This window comes from Janthinobacterium sp. PSPC1-1, from assembly GCF_049897625.1.
Taxonomy (GTDB): domain Bacteria; phylum Pseudomonadota; class Gammaproteobacteria; order Burkholderiales; family Burkholderiaceae_D; genus Janthinobacterium; species Janthinobacterium tructae.
On record NZ_JAFCWP010000003.1, the window covers coordinates 507,531 to 524,000 of the forward strand.

The following is a 16,470-nucleotide window of genomic DNA, read 5'->3' on the forward strand; positions in this document are numbered from 1 at the left end:
ATGCAAAGCTGAATCTGTTAATCTGCAAATATTGTAAATTTGCAGATTCCACAAACCGGGGAAGAGGAAGCGCGATGGCAAAGGTTTTCATGGGCGTGCGCCTGCAGCGGCTGCGCGAGGAACGGCGCATGACGCAGGTGGCGCTGGCCAAGTCCCTGGGCATCTCGCCCAGCTATCTGAACCAGATGGAGCGCAACCAGCGCCCGCTGACGGTGCCGATTCTGTTGCGCATCGGCACGGTACTGGGGGTCGATCCGCAAATTTTCTCCGAACACGACAGCGCCAGCCTGGTGGCCGACGTGCGCGACGTGTTCGGCGAATTGCCCGACGCGCCGCCCACCTCGATGGCCGAACTCAAAATGCTGGTGGAAAACATGCCGGAACTGGCGCGTTCCATCCTGCTGCTGCAGCGGCGCTACCGGGTGATGGCGGAACGGGCCGACACGCTGGCCGCGCGCCTCGACGACGGTAGCCGCGGCGCCAGCTCGGCGGCGCCCTCCACGGACGAGGAAGTGCGCGAATACCTGAACCGGCGGCAAAACTATATCGATGAGCTGGACCGGGCGGCCGAACTGGTGGCCGGCGAACTCGATCCGCAGTTGCGCGCGCTCGACGCGCTGCAAAGCCGGCTGCTGGCGCGCCACGGCATCCAGGTGCAACTGTCCGATGGCGACGCGGGCATGGTGCGCAAGCACCGCTTTGATGCCCAGCAACACATCCTGTGGCTGCCCGACACCCTGACGGGCGGCCAGCGCGCCTTCCAGATGGCGGCGCAAATCAGCCTGCTCGAGCACAGCGAGCTGATCGATGCCCTGGTGCTGGCGGCGGGATTTTCCGGCGCGGCCGCGCAAACGAGCGCGCGCCTGGCATTCTCGAATTACTTTGCCGGCGCCCTGCTGATGCCGTATCAACGCTTCCTGCAGGCGGCGGAGACGCGCGCCTACGATATCGAGCGCCTGGCGCACCAGTTCGGCGTGGGTTTCGAAGCCGTGTGCCACCGTTTGAGCACCATGCAGCGCCCCGAGGCAGCGGGACTGCCCTTCTTCTTCGTGCGCGTCGACCGCGCCGGCAATGTCTCGAAGCGCCAGTCGGCCACGGACTTTCACTTTTCGCGGGTGGGCGGCACCTGCCCCCTGTGGATCGTGTATGACGCCTTCAGCCATCCGGGCCAGGTGCTGACGCAAGTGGCCAGCATGCCCGACGGCTGCACATATTTATGGATCGCGCGCCAGGTGAGTACGGCCTCGCCAGGCTTCCGCGCGCCGGGCAAGACCTTTGCCGTGGCACTGGGCTGCGACATCTCGCAGGCGCACCGGCTGATTTACTCGAAGGGACTCGATTTGCACGACCCTTCCAGCGCCACGCCCATCGGCACGGGCTGCAAGGTGTGCGAACGGCAGGCGTGTCCGCAGCGGGCGTTTCCGTCCTTGCTGCTGCCACCACCTGTTTCAGCTTAAGAGACGTCGGCGACGCGGGCGCGCAGCGCGTCGAACTCGCGCGTAAAATCGGCGCGCCAGTCGCGCCGCGTACTCTCATCGATCCAGGCCGCGTCCAGGCCATTCAACATGAAGCCGCGCATGTCATCGAGGCCGAAACCGAATTCGCGCATCATCATCCAGGCGCCCGTCGGCGTCACGTGGTGCAGGGTCGGGTCGTCCGTGTTCGGATGCAGTTTCAGGCCCAGCTTGGCCATGGCGCGAATCGGGTGATCGAGCGCCCAGCGTTCGGGCGCCAGCGTGCGCAGATAATACGAATTGGTCGGCACGACCGTAAACACCAGGCCCCGCTCCACGCAGCGCTGCGCCAGTTCCGGGTTGTCGACAATCGTGTAGCCATGGTCGACCCGGTCCACCTGCAATTGCTCGATGGCCGTCGCCACGTTCATCCACGGCATGCCGAATTCACCCGCATGCGCCGTGCATTTGAAGCCGGCTTCGCGCGCGGCGCGGTAGGCTTCGATGAAGAGTTCGGGCGGGCGGTCGTTTTCACGGTAGTCGATGCCGATGCCGATGACTTCCGGCGCGCGGTGCGCCTTCATCCATTCCACCATCTGCACGGCTTCCGCGGGAGCGGCTTCGCGGTCGATGCTGGGAATCAAACGGCCGATCACGCCGAAGTCGCGCTGCGCGTCGCGGATGGCGGCCACGATGGCGTCTTGCGCCGCGTCATAGCGGATGCCCGACACGCGCACGGTGCCGGTCGGGTTCCAGAAAAACTCCGCATAGCGCACGCCGTGGCCATGCACGTCTTCCAGGTATTCGTAGGCGAGGCAATACAGGTCGGTCGGCGAGACGATCAGGTGCGCATCGAGCGCGCGCAGCACGCGCAGCACGCCCACCGGTTTGTCGCCACGCGTATAAAACGCGTCGATTTCATCAGGGGTGACGACATTGCCCGACTTGGCAGCCAGCGCGCGGAAAGTTGCCTGGCGCACCGTGCCAAACAGGTGGCAATGCAGCTCCACCTTCGGCATGGCGCGTAAAAACTGTTCGATGCTCAGGGGTGAATTAGACATGAAGCTCGTTTCGTAGTGAAGTGGGTCAGACGAGAATGGCGGCCAGGCGGCGCATCAGGCGCTCGATGGCGGCCGGGCCATCGGCCAGCATCGCCACTTGCGTGTTGATGGGCGCGCGGCGCGGCACGCGGAATTCGCACACCGTCATGCCGCGCGTCAGTTCGCCCGTCAATTCGATGGCCACGTGGGCGCTCTGGAACTGGAACAGCTGCGGCGCTTCCAGGTACAGGGCCACCACGGGGTCGTACATCGGCATGGGCACGGAGCCGTCGGCGCTGCGGATGCGCACATACGCTTCCAGGTAGCCGGCCAGACGCTGCGCGCGCGGCGTGCCGATGGCGCGCAGACGCTGCACTTCCCCGTTCGTCACCAGCAACTGGCGACACAGGTTCAAACCGAACATGCGCAGCGGGATGCCCGCCTGGAACACCTGAGCAGCCGCTTCCGGGTCCGCATAGATATTGAATTCGGCCGCCGCCGTATGGTTGCCCTGGTCGGTCGAACCGCCCATCAGGATGATTTCAACGATTTTCTCGGCGATGTCGGGCGCCTTGGCAAGCGCGGTTGCGATATTGGTCATCGGCGCAATCGCCATGATGGTGATCTGACCGGGATGCCTGCGCACGGCGGCGATCAGCGCATCGACGGCGTGGGCGGTAGCGTCGCTGGCGGCACCCGGTGGCAGGATCTCTCCCGTGGTCGGCATGCCGCTGTCACCGAGGATGCGCTGCGCCGTTTCGATGACGCCGGCCAGCGGCTGCTCGCAGCCGCGATAAATGGGCACCGTCAAACCGTCATGCGCCTTGATGCGCAAGGCGTTGTCGTAGGTGATGTCGACGGGCGCATTGCCCGCCACCACGCTCACGCCCAGCCACTCGATATCGGGATTGCTGCCAAGCAGCAACATCGTCAGCCAGTCGTCGAAACCGGGATCGGTGTCGAGCCAGATTTTCTTCAAGGCTTGGGTCATGCTGCGCTCCATTCAGAAATCACGCGCCCAGCCACAGGGCGCTGTCGGACGGCAGCACGAAAGACACGGCCGTGCCTTCGCGCCAGGTGGCGCCACCGGCCGCACAAATGCCCTTGACCTGGCCCAGCGGCGTTTGCAGCAGGTATTCGACGGTGTCGCCCAGGAAGCCCCGTGCCAGCACGGTGCCAGGATACTGGCCCGCTGCGTCGTCGGCGGCGCAGACGCGCACCTTGTCCGGACGCCAGCCCAGCACCGTGGTGCCGGCCGCGACGGCAGACGTGTACGGCAGGCTGGCGCCCGCGTGGTGCAGCGCGCCGTCGCGGTAGTCGAACAGGTTTTCAAAACCCATGAAGTTGGCGACGAAACGCGTCGACGGCGTATTGAAGACGGTTTCCGGCGCGGCCAGCTGCTCGATGCGCCCGCCGTTCATGACGACGATGCGGTCGGATAGCGCCAGCGCTTCTTCCTGGTCATGCGTCACGTACAGCATGGTGATGCCCAGTTCGCGCTGGATGCGGCGCAGCTCGGCGCGCATCTGCACGCGCAGCTTGGCGTCCAGGTTCGACAGCGGTTCGTCCAGCAGCAGCAGGGCCGGTTCGACGACGATGGCGCGCGCCAGCGCCACGCGCTGCTGCTGGCCGCCGGACATCTGCGCCGGCAAGCGGGTTTCAAAACCGGTCAGTCCCACGGCGGCGATCACCGCTTCCACTTTGGTTTTCAGCAGGGCCGGCGCGACCTTGCGCAGGCGCAAACCAAAAGCGATGTTGTCGTACACATTCAGGTGCGGAAACAGCGCGTACGACTGGAACACCATGCCGATATTGCGCTTGTTCGGCGCCAGCTTGCCGATTTCGCGCCCGTCAAGCACGATGCGGCCCGACTGCAGCGGCATCAGGCCGGCAATCGCGCGCATGGTGGTGGTCTTGCCGCAGCCGCTGGGGCCCAGCAGGGAAATCAGTTCGCCCTGCTCGACGTGCAAGTCCAGGTCTTTCACGGACGTCGTGTTCTTGGCGTAGCCGAGGTTCAGCTTGTGCAGTTCCAGATAACTCATCGTGTGTTGCCTCTTACATGTATTTAGAAATGCCCAGCACCTTCTCGGTCACCATCACGAAGGCCATGGTGAACAAGACCAGCAAGGTCGACAGGGCAGCGATCGACGGATCGAAACTGTTTTCCATATGCCCCAGCATCTCGATGGGCAAGGTGCTGATGCCCGGTCCCGTCAGGAACAGCGACACGGGCACCTGGTTGAACGAGGTGACGAAGGCGAGGAAGAAGGCAGCGATCACGGCGTTGCGGATATTCGGCAGCACGATCATGAAGAACGCGCGCAGGCGCGACGCGCCCAGCGTGATGGCGGCATCCTCGATATCCACGCGCAAATTGACCAGGCTGGCGTACACCACGCGCACCGAGTACGGAATCAACAGTGCGATATGGCCGATCAAGAGGCCCACGTACACGGGCGCGTTGATGGTCAGGACCAGGTGATGCAGCAAGCCCAGGCCGACCAGGATGGCGGGAATGATCAGCGGCGACGTCAGGATCTGGCGGATGGCGCCGATGCCGGGCGGCGGCATGCGCGAAAACGCATACGCGACGGGAATGCCCAGCAACAGCGCGATGACGGTGGCGATCAGGCCGATTTCCAGGCTGGTCTGGAAAGCGCGGCGGAACTCGGGCGCCGCCCACACTTCCAGAATCCAGCGCAGCGAATACGACTCGGGCGGGAACGCCAGCGTTTCACCGCCGGAAAAGCCCGCCAGCACGACGATGGCGAAAGGCCCCAGCAGGAACAAAAACACCAGCCACAGGACGGCGCGCGAAAACAGGCTTTCTTTCATACGGAGCTCCGGCTCGAGGAAATACGTTTAAGGCCGGCATTCACCAGCAGGGTCATGCAGACGAGGATGACGGCGATCACATTCGCGGCACCGAAATCGCTCTCCACGCTGACCTTCTGGTACAGCAGCGTTTCCAGCATCAGCACCTTGGTGCCGCCCAAGAGGGCCGGCGTCACATAGGCCGTCACGCAGCCCGTAAACACCAGCGTGCCGCCAACCACCAGGCCTTCCTGCGTCAGCGGCAGGGTGACCTTGCAAAACACTTGCCAGGGATTGGCGCCCAGGGTGGCGGCGGCCGGTTCCACGTCGCGCGGCAGGTTTTCCAGCGCGCCAGCCAGCGACATCAGCATCAGCGGCAGCAGCAATTGCAGCAAGCCCACAAACACGGCGAACTCGCTGAACAGCAAACGCAGGGGCTCGTCCGTGAAACCCATGTTGACCAGCGCCGCGTTGAGGGCGCCGTTACGCCCCAACAGCACGATCCAGGCGTAGGTACGCGCAATCGGCGAGACCATCAGCGGCAAAATCATCATGCCCACCACCAGGCCGCGCCACTTCGGCGACACGCGCGCCACGGCTTGCGCGGCCGGGTAGCCGAGGATGATGGCCGCCAGCGTCACCAGCGCGGCGATGCGCAGGGTGCGCCAGAAGATGGTGCGGTTGAATTCCTGCGAGAAGAATTCAATGAAGCGGTCAAAGCCCCACTGCATGCCGTCGCCGACGCGGAAAGCGTCGACCAGCAAGGCCAGCACGGGCAGCAGGAAGCAGACGACGATAAAGATCAGCGCCGGCAGGACCAGCAGCAGTCCCAGGCGCTTTTTTGGATCAGCAAACATGGTGTTTTCTCCTCGTCACCACTATTTGCTCATGGCCTTGTTCCACTGCGTCATCCAGTTGCTGCGCTGCTTGAGGATGGTTTCCGGCTTGACGAACTTCAGCGAGCTGATTTGATCGGCGCCATAGGTATTGAATTGCGCGGCCGCCACCGACAGGCGCACGTCCTTGTTGACGGGCGAGTCGACCAGGTTGGTCGCCAGTTGCGTCTGCACTTCCTTGGACAGCCAGAAATCCATCAGCTGGTAGGCCAGGTCCGCATTCTTCGAGCCGGCGACGATGCCCATCACGTTCATGCCGGCCGCCTGGCCTTCGGCCGGGATGCTCCACTTCAGGGGCAGGCCCGTCTTGAGCATTTGCGACCAGGTAAAGCGCGCCACGGGCGCGGCCCAGATTTCATCCTGCGCGAACAATGCCGCGAGCTGCGCGCTGTTCTTCGAGAACGTGACGACGTTACCCTTCATGCCGACGATCTTGGCAAAGCCGGTGGCGTAGTCGTCCGTCTTGCCGCCCCAGGCCGCATCGGCCATGCGCAGCATCAACGGGCCCTGCGTGGTGCTCACGTCGGGGAAGGCCACGCGGCCCTTCAGTTCGGGGCGCCACAGGTCCTTCCACGACGTCAGCGGGGCGATCTTGTCGCTGCGGTACACCAGGCCCACCGAGTACAGCGTGTAGCCGACGGCGTAGTTGCCGCCGATGGGGTTTTTCGCCACATCGTACAAGGCTTTGTAATTGCTCAGCTTGGAGTAATCCATGGGCTGGATGACGCCCTTTTGCGCCGCTTCCAGCATGCCGGAATCGGACAGCAGCACCAGGTCGATCACCGGATTCTTGGCGTGCACCACCAGCTTGGCGATGCGGTCCGCGTTATTCCCCGTTTCCACCTTGATATCGCAACCGCACTTGGCCTTGAACGGCTCGTACACATACTTCATGAACAAGGGCTGGGCAATCGGATAGGCCGAAATGACCAGCTCGCGTTTTTCCGCGTGGGCGGCGTTGGCCAGCAAGCCTAGGCTCAACGCCAACATGAGGTGCTTTTTCAAGATGCTTCCTTTCAGGGGGCGGCGCTGCGGGACAGCGCCTGTAAAGATGAATCAGACTCAGAAATAATGTCGCATGCCGACGATCAGGACACTTTGCGTCTTGCCGCCCGAGGCACCGAAACCGAAGACGCGGGCGAACGTCGCATCGCCGGCCGCTTTCTGGTAGCTCCAGGTGACGGCGACGTCGGTGCGCTTGGACAGGAAGTAATCGGCCTGGAAGTTGACCTGATGCCATTTCGGCGTCTTGTTGATCACGTCATATTTCCCGGTGGTATAGAAATACGACGCGCCCAGGTTCAGCGCTTCCGTCAGCTTGTGGTTCACGTTCAGATCCACGTTTTGCAGGGTCAGATTGCTTTGATCCAGGTAGTGGTAGCGCACGTTGGTGTACAGCGCGCCAAACTTGGTCCTGCCCACATTATAAAAGCCTCCCGTGCCGGCGATGGCCTGGCTGTCCACGCCGGCGCCCTTGACGGCGCTTTTATTGAAGATCAACAAGGAACTGCCATAGTCGTTGCCGATGGCGCCATTCGGCGCATCGGGGCTGTTCGGGTGATCCATCTTGGTGTAGGCCACAGCCCAGCTGAAGGCATCGACCTTGTAGCCGGCGCCCATGCTGTAGACGCGGTTGCGGTTGGAATCTTCCGGGTTCTCGCTGAAACCGTACAAGCCCGTGAACGACAGGTTGCTGATGTTCGGGCTGACATATTTGACGGCATTTTGCACGCGCAGGTTGTTGTAGCCATTGTCGTTGTCGCCGATGTGCACGCCGTTACTGGCGATGACCACCGGGCCCAGCAGATCCTTGACGGCTTCATACTGGCGCCCCAGGGTCAGGGTGCCCTTGTCATTGCTCGACAGGCCCACGTACGACTGGCGGCCGAACAAACGGCCGCTCTGCGACGCCGTGCCCGTCATCACATTAAAACCGTTTTCCAGCACGAAGATGGCCTTGGTGCCGTCGCCCAGGTCTTCCTGGCCGCGGAAACCGATGCGGGGATTCTGATTCGTGCCGCTCAGCGCATGCGTGCGGCTGCCGTTACCCTCATCCGACACATAGCCGATACCGGCCGACAGCAAGCCATACACTTGCACGCTGCTTTGCGCCTGCGCCGCCCCCTGTGCCGCCAGCAAGCCACCCACCACCATCGTTCCCGTCATCCATTTGTTCATCGCCGCCACCCTAAAAAGAATACACCCTGAGTTTTTTTGGAATTATTTTATTGATGCGTCCCTTGCCTGACGCGCCGCCGCACGTGCCGGCGCCGCATTCCAGGCGCTTCTCTTGAATATTGTTGCTTTCAAGACAAGTAAAGACCAGTCCAGAATATGGTAAATTGCGGGATAAGAAAATTTGTTTATTTTTATAAATCCATTACTTTTTCTAATAAGCAACGCCCATGCATGAACTGAGCAAGAAGATTTCCTTACGACATTTGCAAGCGTTTGCCACGCTAGCCCGGGTAAACAGCTTCAGCAAGGCTGCACAGGAATTGTGCGTGACCCAGCCGGCCCTCAGCGCCTCGATCAAGCTGCTGGAAAATCAGCTGGGAAAAAAGTTGTTTAACCGCACAACCCACCAGCTGGAATTGACGCGCGAGGGAAAACTGGCGCTCGACTACGCCACGCATTTATTGAATACGGCGAGCAACACTTTTGCCGATATCCAGCGCGCCATCGGCAGCGGCCGGCACCGCATCCGCATCGGTGCAATACCGTCGGCCATGGCGATGACGGCCATGGTGGTGGCGCGCTACAGCGAGCAGCATGGCGATGAAGTGGAAATCGTCCTGTCGGACATGCCCAACGATGGCTTGTTGCACGCGCTGCATTCGGGCCAGCTGGACTTTTGCGTGGGCATCGAGGTGCCCGGCTCCGTCTCGCTGGAAAGCGTGGGCCTGTTCGAAGACGAGCTGGTGCTGGTGACGGCGGGACGGCATGCGCTGGCGCCGCTCAAGGAAGTGCGCTGGGAGCAATTGGCGGGGCAGGAAATCGTCGTGTTTACCAAGGGCAGCATCTGGGAGTTCGCTTCGAGCGCGCTGCGCCAGCATGGCTTGAGCCCGTCGAGCCTGTACCAGATGATCCACAGCGAGTCGCTGTATGGCGTGGTGCGCGCCGGCATCGCCGTGGGCATCATGCCCAGCCTGTACACGACGTTCCTCAACGACGAGGACCTGCACGTGGCGCCCTTGCGCCAGCCTACGTGCAAGCGCAAGATCGCCTTGATGCGGCGCAATGAAATCAGCCGCAACCATCATGTGGACGATTGCTTCCTCGCGTTACGCAAGGATCTGCAACAGGTCGACCAGTGGTTTTGATTGCCACTGCCGGGGTCAGACCCCCGCTCACGTCAACGCTTGCTCAGACGCTGGTGGTGGAGAGGGTCTGACCCCAGCCCTTGCGCTTACTGCGGTGCTTTGAGCAAATTCGCCAAAGCAACATACTGCTCCAGGCCCACGGTCTCCGGACGCTTGGTCGGATCGATGCCGGCCGCCTTGATCTGCTCTTCCGTAAACATGCCGGCCAGGCAGTTGCGGATCACCTTGCGGCGCTGCGAGAAGGCCTTCATGACGACCGCTTCCAGGGTCGCCTGGTCGCAGGCCAGGCGCTCGGCCACGGGGATCATGCGCACGATGGCCGATTCCACCTTCGGCGGCGGATCAAACGCCGTCGGCGGCACGATGAACATCAAGGTCATGTCGTAGCGCCATTGCAGCATCACGGACAGGCGGCCAAACGCCTTGCTGCCAGGCTCGGCCACCATGCGTTCGACGACTTCCTTTTGCAGCATGAAATGCTGGTCTTTCACCAGCGGTGCGAAGTCCGCCAGATGGAACAGCAGGGGGCTGGAAATGTTGTACGGCAAATTGCCCACGATGCGCAACTTCTGGCCGGCCGGCACGGGGATTTGCGCGAAATCAAACTTCAGCGCGTCGCCCGAATGGATCGTCAGCTTGGCCGGATTGAAGGTCTTTTCCAGGCGCACGATCAGGTCGCGGTCCAGTTCCACCACATGCATGTGCTTCAGGTGGCGCAGCAACTGCTCCGTCATGGCGCCCAGGCCGGGGCCAATCTCGACCATGGCATCGTCCGCTTGCGGCGCGATGGCGGCCGTGATGTCGTTGAGGACGAAACGGTCATGCAGGAAGTTCTGGCCAAAGCGTTTGCGGGCAACGTGTTTCATAATGTGTTTTCTATCAATGCGGTAAAGCCGGCACAGGCCGGCGGGATCGTTGAGCAGGCATCGGGTTACGCCTTGCGGCTAACCCGACCTACGCTCTGGTCGGGGTGCTCGCGCGCAGCATGTCGAGCGCCGTTTGCAGGGCCTGCTCCATGCTGTGGCAATCGGCCAGCCCCAGCCCTTGCGCGGCCAGGTCCAGCGCCGTGCCATGGTCGACCGAGGTGCGAATCAGCGGCAAGCCCAGCGTGATATTGATGCCGCGCCCGAAGGTCGCGTATTTCAGCACGGGCAAGCCCTGGTCGTGGTACATGGCCAACACGCAATCGGCGTCGGCCAGGTATTTGTGCTGGAACAGGGTGTCGGCCGGGTATGGTCCGCGCGCATCGATGCCGCGCGCTTGTGCCGCAGCAATCGCCGGGGCGATGACATCGATTTCCTCGCGTCCCAGATAACCGCCCTCGCCCGCATGCGGGTTCAGGCCGGTCACCAGGATGCGCGGCGCGGCGATGCCGAATTTCTGTTGCAAGTCCGTCTGAATGATATCCAGGGTGACGGTCAGGCTGTCCAGGGTGATGGCAGCGGACACATCTTTCAATGCCAAATGCGTGGTGGCCAGCGCCACGCGCAGGGTCGGTTCGCCATGTCCCGGTTCGCCGGCCAGCATCATCACCACTTGCGCTGTGTTGGTTTTTTCTGCCAGGTATTCCGTATGGCCGGAAAAGGCCACGCCGGCGTCGTTGATCGTACTCTTTTGCAAGGGCGCCGTGACCATGGCGCCAAACCAGCCGGCTTCGATACCTTCCACGGCCGCGTCCAGGGTCGCCAGCACGGAGCGCCCGTTTTCCTTGTCAAGTACGCCAGGAATGACATTATTGACAGTCGGAATATCGATCACGGCCAGGCGGCCGGGTCCGAAATGCGGCAGGCCGTTGTTGCGCACGGCTTGCAGCGACAGCGCCGCCAGACGGATCTCCGGGTCGATCAGGCTGGCCGTCAGCGCCAGGAAGGCGGCGTCGCCCAGCAGGATGCAGTTGACTTCATTGCGCATGGCCCAGGCCGCGCGTATGGAGATTTCCGGGCCGACACCGGCCGGTTCGCCACAGGTAATGGCGATGGCCGGGCGGCGTGATACAGGCAAGTTACTCATGCGCAAATAGTCGGCAGCATTACTGATCGTCCGCGCGGAATTCGACGTAGGCACGGTCGCGTACTTCGCGCGCCCAGTTTTCCGTCGCTTCTTCCAGTTTGCGCTCGCGCAAGGCGTTGCGTGCGGCGCTGCGCTGCTTCTCTTTCGAGACGTCGTCGCTCTTGCGTTCCAGCACTTCGATCAGGTGGAAGCCAAAGCTCGATTCGATCGGCTCGCTCACTTCGCCCGGTTTCAGCGCATTCATCGCCGTTTCAAATTCCGGCACGGTGTCGCCTGGATACAGCCAGCCCAGGTCACCGCCCTTGGCGGCCGAACCGTCATTCGAGAACAAGCGGGCCAGGTCTTCGAACTTGGCCGCCTTGTTGTCCAGGCGCTCTTTCAATTCGGCCAGTTTGCGCTTGGCTTCGGCAGCCGACAGGGTCGGCGTAATTTTCAGCAAGATGTGGCGTGCATGCGTCTGCTGCACGGCGGCCACCGCTTGCGCTTCAGCCGCGCTGCGGCGATCCACCAGTTTCAAAATATGGAAACCGGTGTTGCTCTTGATGATGGGTGTGATCTGGCCCGGCTTCAACTTCATCAACTGTTCCGTGAACAAAGGCGGCAAACGGTCGCTATTGCGCCAGCCGATATCGCCGCCGCTCAGCGCATCGCTGGCGTCGGAATAGGTGGCAGCCATCTTGGCAAAATCGGCGCCCGTGCGCAACTGGCGGCTGACTTCTTCGGCGCGCGCGCGGCGCGCGGCGATCTGTTCAGGGCTGGAGTTTTCCGGAATGCGCACGAGAATCTGCGCCAGGTTCAGCTCGACCTGTTCGTTGGCCGCCGCTTTTTCCGCTGCCAGGAAGTTATCCACTTCGGAATCGGAAATCTGGATCTTGGCGTCGACTTCATGCTCACGCAAGCGCTGCATGATGATTTCATCGCGGATGTCTTCGCGGAAGGTCGCAAACGGCGTGCCTTCTTTTTCCATCTGATTGCGCAGCTCTTGCACCGTCATCTTTTGCTGTTCAGCAATACGGCCAATCGCGCGGTCCAGGGTCAGGTCATCCACGCGCACGCCCATTTCCTTGGCCAGCTGCATTTGTGCGCGCTCAACAATCATGCGTTCCAGCAATTGGCGGCGCAGGTCGGCGGGATCCGGCAAGGGCACGTTTTGCGCCTTCATGCGCTGCTCGACGCTCTTGATGCGGGCCGCCACTTCATTGCGCGTGATCACATCGTCATTGACGACGACGGCGATGGAGTCGATGCTCTGGCCACTGCTCGAGGCCGGTGGCGTGAAGCCCTTGACCGGTGCTGGGGCAGCGGCAGCGGGCTTGCTCGCAGGCGCTGGCGCAGCCTGTTGCGCCCAGACACTACTGGTCGTGGCGCCGGAAATGGCGCACAACAAAACCGTTGCAATTTTGAGTTGGTGCATACTGGCATTACGCATAATGTGTAGAGCGCTCATGAGTTCAGGTGAATAAAAAAACCGGTTTGTGCCAGCGCCGGGGACACCAGCGACGGCAACGGTGCCTATCTTAACGGAGTGGCTGGCTCAGTGTCTGGTAACCGGGGATGGTTTTTGTAAAAGTTTCCAAGCCATTCGTGCCCAGACCCAGGCCATTCGACAAGCCCGTCAATTCCAGCTGGAAGAAGATCGGCGTCGAAACAGTATTGGACGTCGTTACGAAACGCTGCGCTCCCATGCGGAACACCCAGCAGTCGCCCTTGTATTCCAGACCGACCAGGCTTTCCAGCATGCTGCGATTCTTCAAGGAGTAACTGATGCGGCCCACGCCATACAGGCGGTCCGTCAACGGCCATTGGGTCGATACTTCCGCATTGCGCCAACCAGCATCTCCACGCTGGAAACGATTGCTGAAATTCAATACTTTCTTGGCACCAGGCTGATATTGCAAGGTGTAGTTGTAGTTCATCAACTGGCGATCGCTGGGATTGTACTGCACCAGGCTGTCGACGGTCCAAGTCTCGGACACGCGGCCCGTTGCCGCCAGCAGGATATCCGAACGCGACTGGTTGACGGGCGTGGTCGAATTGAGTTGCACGCGCTGGTCGGCGAAATAGAAACGCTGGCCGAAGGTCAGGCGCATGCGCTCCGTGCCGTCCGACTGGAGGAAGCGCGAGACGACGGCGGCCGTGACCTGGTTGGCGTCGCCGATGCGGTCACTGCCAACAAAACGGTTTTCCGTGAAGATCTGCGTCAGGTTGAAGGTGCCGTCGGCCGTATCGAATTTCGGAAACTGCGACTGGTCGCGGTACGGCGTGTAGACGTAGAACAGGCGCGGCTCCAGGGTTTGCGTGCCGCCCTTGGCGCCAAACAGATTCGTGTCGCGTTCAAACACCAGACCGCTGTCGACCGAGAAGGTTGGCACGGCGCGCGTAAACGAGGTCGTCGTGAACTGCAGCGCCTTGGTCCTGGCATCATTATCAAGCTGATACGCACTGGCATTGAGCATCAGCTTGGGCGTGATGAAGTAGCCAGGGCGCATGATGGGGAAACTCACTTGCGGCACGGCGACGAGGCGCGATCCTTGCACCAGGGTCGGGTGGGCGAAGCGCGTCGCTTCCGCGTCGAAGGTCCAGTCGAAGCCGCCCCAGACGTCGTATTTGCCAGCGTGGAAGTTCACCGCCGGCAAGCGGTCATACGGGCGCGGCACGGTCACCGTGGGATCGGGATCCTGCAGCACCTGGTAATTTTGCACGCGCGCCGTCAGGCTCCAGTCCTCGGTGCGGTAATCGGTGCGCAATTCGCGCAGCAACTGGCGCTCGGTGGCGGTGGCGACGGTTTTCGAAAAATCGTTCGGGTAATTATTGTCGGACGCCTCGCGCAGATCCCAGCTGTAACTCCAGCCCTTGGCAAGCGCCTGCTCATGCTTGGACTTGATCATGTAGCGGTTGGTCTTGGTCTGCTTGTCGTTGGGCAAGAACTCAAACGACGTTTCGCCCTGGTACAGGCCTGCATCCGTCTCGCCCATGTAGCGGCCCGTCGCACCGAGCTGGATGCCGCGCCGCTGGATGTAGCGCGGGAACAGCGTCAGGTCGCGGTTCGGCGCGATGTTCAGGTAATACGGCATCAGCAGCTCGAAACCGTTTTTCGAGGCAAAGCCCGGCGTGGGCGCCAGCCAGCCCGAGCGGCGCGCACCCGACAGCGAAAACGAGATGCCCGGCGTGCCCAGGATCGGCACGTCCTTGAAATAGATGATGGTCTTGCTGCCGGTACCCACGTCGCGGCCCGTATCGAGGTTCAAGGTGCTCGATTTCAGGTACCAGTCCGGATTCGGCCCTTCGCAGGTACTGTATGTGCCGTCGATGACCGTGGCTTCGTCGGGGTTGATGAAGTCGACGCGCTCGGCCTTGCCCTGGCCGCCACCCACTTCGAAGCGGTACGTCGGGTTGAGCAGGAAACCCTTGCCGGTCTCCATGTTCAGCTTCAGGACGTCACCCGTGTAGTAATCGCCGAAACGCCACATCTTGATATGGCCCTCGGCGTCGAACTGATCTTCAACTTGTTTGTAACAAGCTGTATCGGCCGTCATTTTTGTGGTTTTTCCGCGCTCAATCACGACATTTTTATCGAGATTGATCTCCCTTTCGGGTCGTCCGTTCATGCTGTTCGCCGTCATGACGGTGGGCGCGTCGGGATCTTCCACATGAACCGGACGCGGTGCTTTCTGGGCGTGGACAGGCACCGTCGTGGCGGCGACGAGCGCGCTGATGGCGAAAGCCCAGCGCTGCGAAGGGGGGGAGGCCGAAAACCAGCTCATGAATTGGAAGGGGCAAGCACCATTGAGAGGCGATTTTTTGATTTGAATCCCTTATTATATGGGAATCTGCATCATCAACCCGATTCCACAGGCCGCTTAATGTCATTCTCTTCCAATTCCTCCACCGCGCCGGCCCAGGCCGACGCTCGCCTGACCCTGTTGAAAGCCTGGTTGACCTCGCTTAACCTCGTCGCGCCTGATTCCGCCCGCCCCGCTTCCAGCGATGCCAGCTTCCGCCGCTACTACCGTCTCGATATGCTGCCAGGCAATACAACATTGCCAGGAAGTACACTAATTGCCATGGATGCACCGCCCGAGCGCGAAAACGTGCCCGCCTTCGTCAAGGTGGCCGGCTTGCTGAAAGGTGCCGGCGTGTCCGTGCCCGAGATCATCGCGCAAGACCTGGACAACGGCTTCCTGCTGCTCTCCGACCTGGGCACGACCACGTATCTCGACGCCCTGAACCACGACAACGCCAGCGTGCTGTACGCCGAAGCGCTGGAATCGTTGATGAAAATCCAGCTGGCCAGCCAGCCGGACGTATTGCCCGAATTCGACCGCGCCTTCATCCTGCGCGAAATGAATCTGTTCCCGGAATGGTTCATCGGCAAGCATCTGGGCGCCAGCTTGACGGATGTGCAACAAGCCCAGCTGGACAAGGTCTTCGAAGCGATCACGGCGAATATCTTGTCGCAGCAGCAAGTATTCATGCACCGCGACTACCATTCGCGCAATTTGATGCACATCAACGATGGTTCGATTCCGAATCCCGGCATCCTCGATTTCCAGGACGCCGTTTTCGGTCCCGTCACCTATGACATCGCCTCGCTGCTGCGCGACGCCTACATCCAGTGGGATGAAGAACTGGTACTCGACTGGGTGATCCGCTACTGGCAGCGCGCCAAGCAGCTGGGCTTGCCAGTCAATCCCGACATCGACGCCTTCTACCGCGATTTCGAATTCACGGCCCTGCAGCGCCACCTGAAAATCCTCGGCCTGTTCGCGCGCCTGAATTACCGCGACGGCAAGGATCTGTACATGGGCGACCTGCCGACCGTGCTCGACTATGTGCGCAAGACAGCCAACCGCTATACGGAACTCAAGCCGCTGGTGCGTTTGCTGGACGCCCTGGAAAACAAGACCCCACAAGTCGGCTATACATTCTGATG

At 61.6% G+C, this 16,470-nt stretch carries 14 protein-coding genes; 3 read left to right on the forward strand and 11 right to left on the reverse strand.

The features are described from left to right. Positions 1-74: 74 nt before the first annotated feature. Complete coding sequence (locus ACP7EG_RS13380; protein ID WP_426087977.1) at positions 75-1,457, forward strand: short-chain fatty acyl-CoA regulator family protein; 1,383 nt, start codon at positions 75-77, stop codon at positions 1,455-1,457. On the opposite strand, the gene ACP7EG_RS13385 is transcribed toward ACP7EG_RS13380, so the two are convergent. From ACP7EG_RS13385 to ACP7EG_RS13415, 7 genes are read right to left on the reverse strand one after another with little or no spacing between them, the layout of a single operon-like run. Then, on the reverse strand, positions 1,454-2,515 hold the full coding sequence (locus ACP7EG_RS13385) for an adenosine deaminase family protein (protein WP_426087978.1): 1,062 nt from the start codon (positions 2,513-2,515) through the stop codon (positions 1,454-1,456). The genes ACP7EG_RS13380 and ACP7EG_RS13385 overlap by 4 nt on opposite strands. 25 nt (positions 2,516-2,540) lie before the next feature. Next, a complete protein-coding gene (locus ACP7EG_RS13390; protein WP_426087979.1) occupies positions 2,541-3,485 on the reverse strand; it encodes a nucleoside hydrolase in 945 nt (314 codons plus the stop codon). 19 nt (positions 3,486-3,504) lie between these two features. Then, the gene (locus tag ACP7EG_RS13395) at positions 3,505-4,536 is read right to left on the reverse strand and encodes an ABC transporter ATP-binding protein (protein ID WP_426087980.1); all 1,032 of its coding nucleotides are present in this window, start codon (positions 4,534-4,536) and stop codon (positions 3,505-3,507) included. 13 nt (positions 4,537-4,549) lie between these two features. Continuing rightward, the gene (locus tag ACP7EG_RS13400; protein ID WP_070290842.1) at positions 4,550-5,329 is read right to left on the reverse strand and encodes an ABC transporter permease; all 780 of its coding nucleotides are present in this window, start codon (positions 5,327-5,329) and stop codon (positions 4,550-4,552) included. After that, complete coding sequence (locus ACP7EG_RS13405) at positions 5,326-6,165, reverse strand: ABC transporter permease (RefSeq protein ID WP_282408244.1); 840 nt, start codon at positions 6,163-6,165, stop codon at positions 5,326-5,328. Before ACP7EG_RS13405 ends, ACP7EG_RS13400 begins: the two co-directional genes overlap by 4 nt. A gap of 21 nt (positions 6,166-6,186) precedes the next feature. Then, complete coding sequence (locus ACP7EG_RS13410) at positions 6,187-7,209, reverse strand: ABC transporter substrate-binding protein (RefSeq protein ID WP_332861809.1); 1,023 nt, start codon at positions 7,207-7,209, stop codon at positions 6,187-6,189. A gap of 57 nt (positions 7,210-7,266) precedes the next feature. After that, complete coding sequence (locus ACP7EG_RS13415; RefSeq protein ID WP_426087981.1) at positions 7,267-8,382, reverse strand: porin; 1,116 nt, start codon at positions 8,380-8,382, stop codon at positions 7,267-7,269. Positions 8,383-8,609: 227 nt separating this feature from the next. Between ACP7EG_RS13415 and ACP7EG_RS13420 the strand changes: the two genes are divergently transcribed. Then, the gene (locus ACP7EG_RS13420; RefSeq protein WP_426087982.1) at positions 8,610-9,527 is read left to right on the forward strand and encodes a LysR family transcriptional regulator; all 918 of its coding nucleotides are present in this window, start codon (positions 8,610-8,612) and stop codon (positions 9,525-9,527) included. A gap of 86 nt (positions 9,528-9,613) precedes the next feature. Here ACP7EG_RS13420 and rsmA read toward each other — a convergent pair whose 3' ends face one another. The 4 genes from rsmA to ACP7EG_RS13440 all read right to left on the reverse strand — a co-directional run bounded on the left by rsmA (position 9,614) and on the right by ACP7EG_RS13440 (position 15,301). Beyond that, positions 9,614-10,393, reverse strand: coding sequence for a 16S rRNA (adenine(1518)-N(6)/adenine(1519)-N(6))-dimethyltransferase RsmA (rsmA, locus tag ACP7EG_RS13425; RefSeq protein ID WP_426087983.1), 780 nt, complete (start codon positions 10,391-10,393; stop codon positions 9,614-9,616). A gap of 88 nt (positions 10,394-10,481) precedes the next feature. Further along, positions 10,482-11,537, reverse strand: a complete 1,056-nt coding sequence (gene pdxA, locus ACP7EG_RS13430) for a 4-hydroxythreonine-4-phosphate dehydrogenase PdxA (RefSeq protein ID WP_426087984.1) — start codon at positions 11,535-11,537, stop codon at positions 10,482-10,484. A gap of 19 nt (positions 11,538-11,556) precedes the next feature. Continuing rightward, on the reverse strand, positions 11,557-12,951 hold the full coding sequence (locus tag ACP7EG_RS13435; protein ID WP_426087985.1) for a peptidylprolyl isomerase: 1,395 nt from the start codon (positions 12,949-12,951) through the stop codon (positions 11,557-11,559). Between the two features lie 103 nt (positions 12,952-13,054). After that, on the reverse strand, positions 13,055-15,301 hold the full coding sequence (locus ACP7EG_RS13440; RefSeq protein WP_426087986.1) for an LPS-assembly protein LptD: 2,247 nt from the start codon (positions 15,299-15,301) through the stop codon (positions 13,055-13,057). Between the two features lie 99 nt (positions 15,302-15,400). Here ACP7EG_RS13440 and ACP7EG_RS13445 point away from each other — a divergent pair, with 99 nt between their 5' ends. Beyond that, on the forward strand, positions 15,401-16,468 hold the full coding sequence (locus ACP7EG_RS13445) for an aminoglycoside phosphotransferase family protein (RefSeq protein ID WP_426087987.1): 1,068 nt from the start codon (positions 15,401-15,403) through the stop codon (positions 16,466-16,468). The last annotated feature ends 2 nt before the right edge of the window (positions 16,469-16,470 follow it).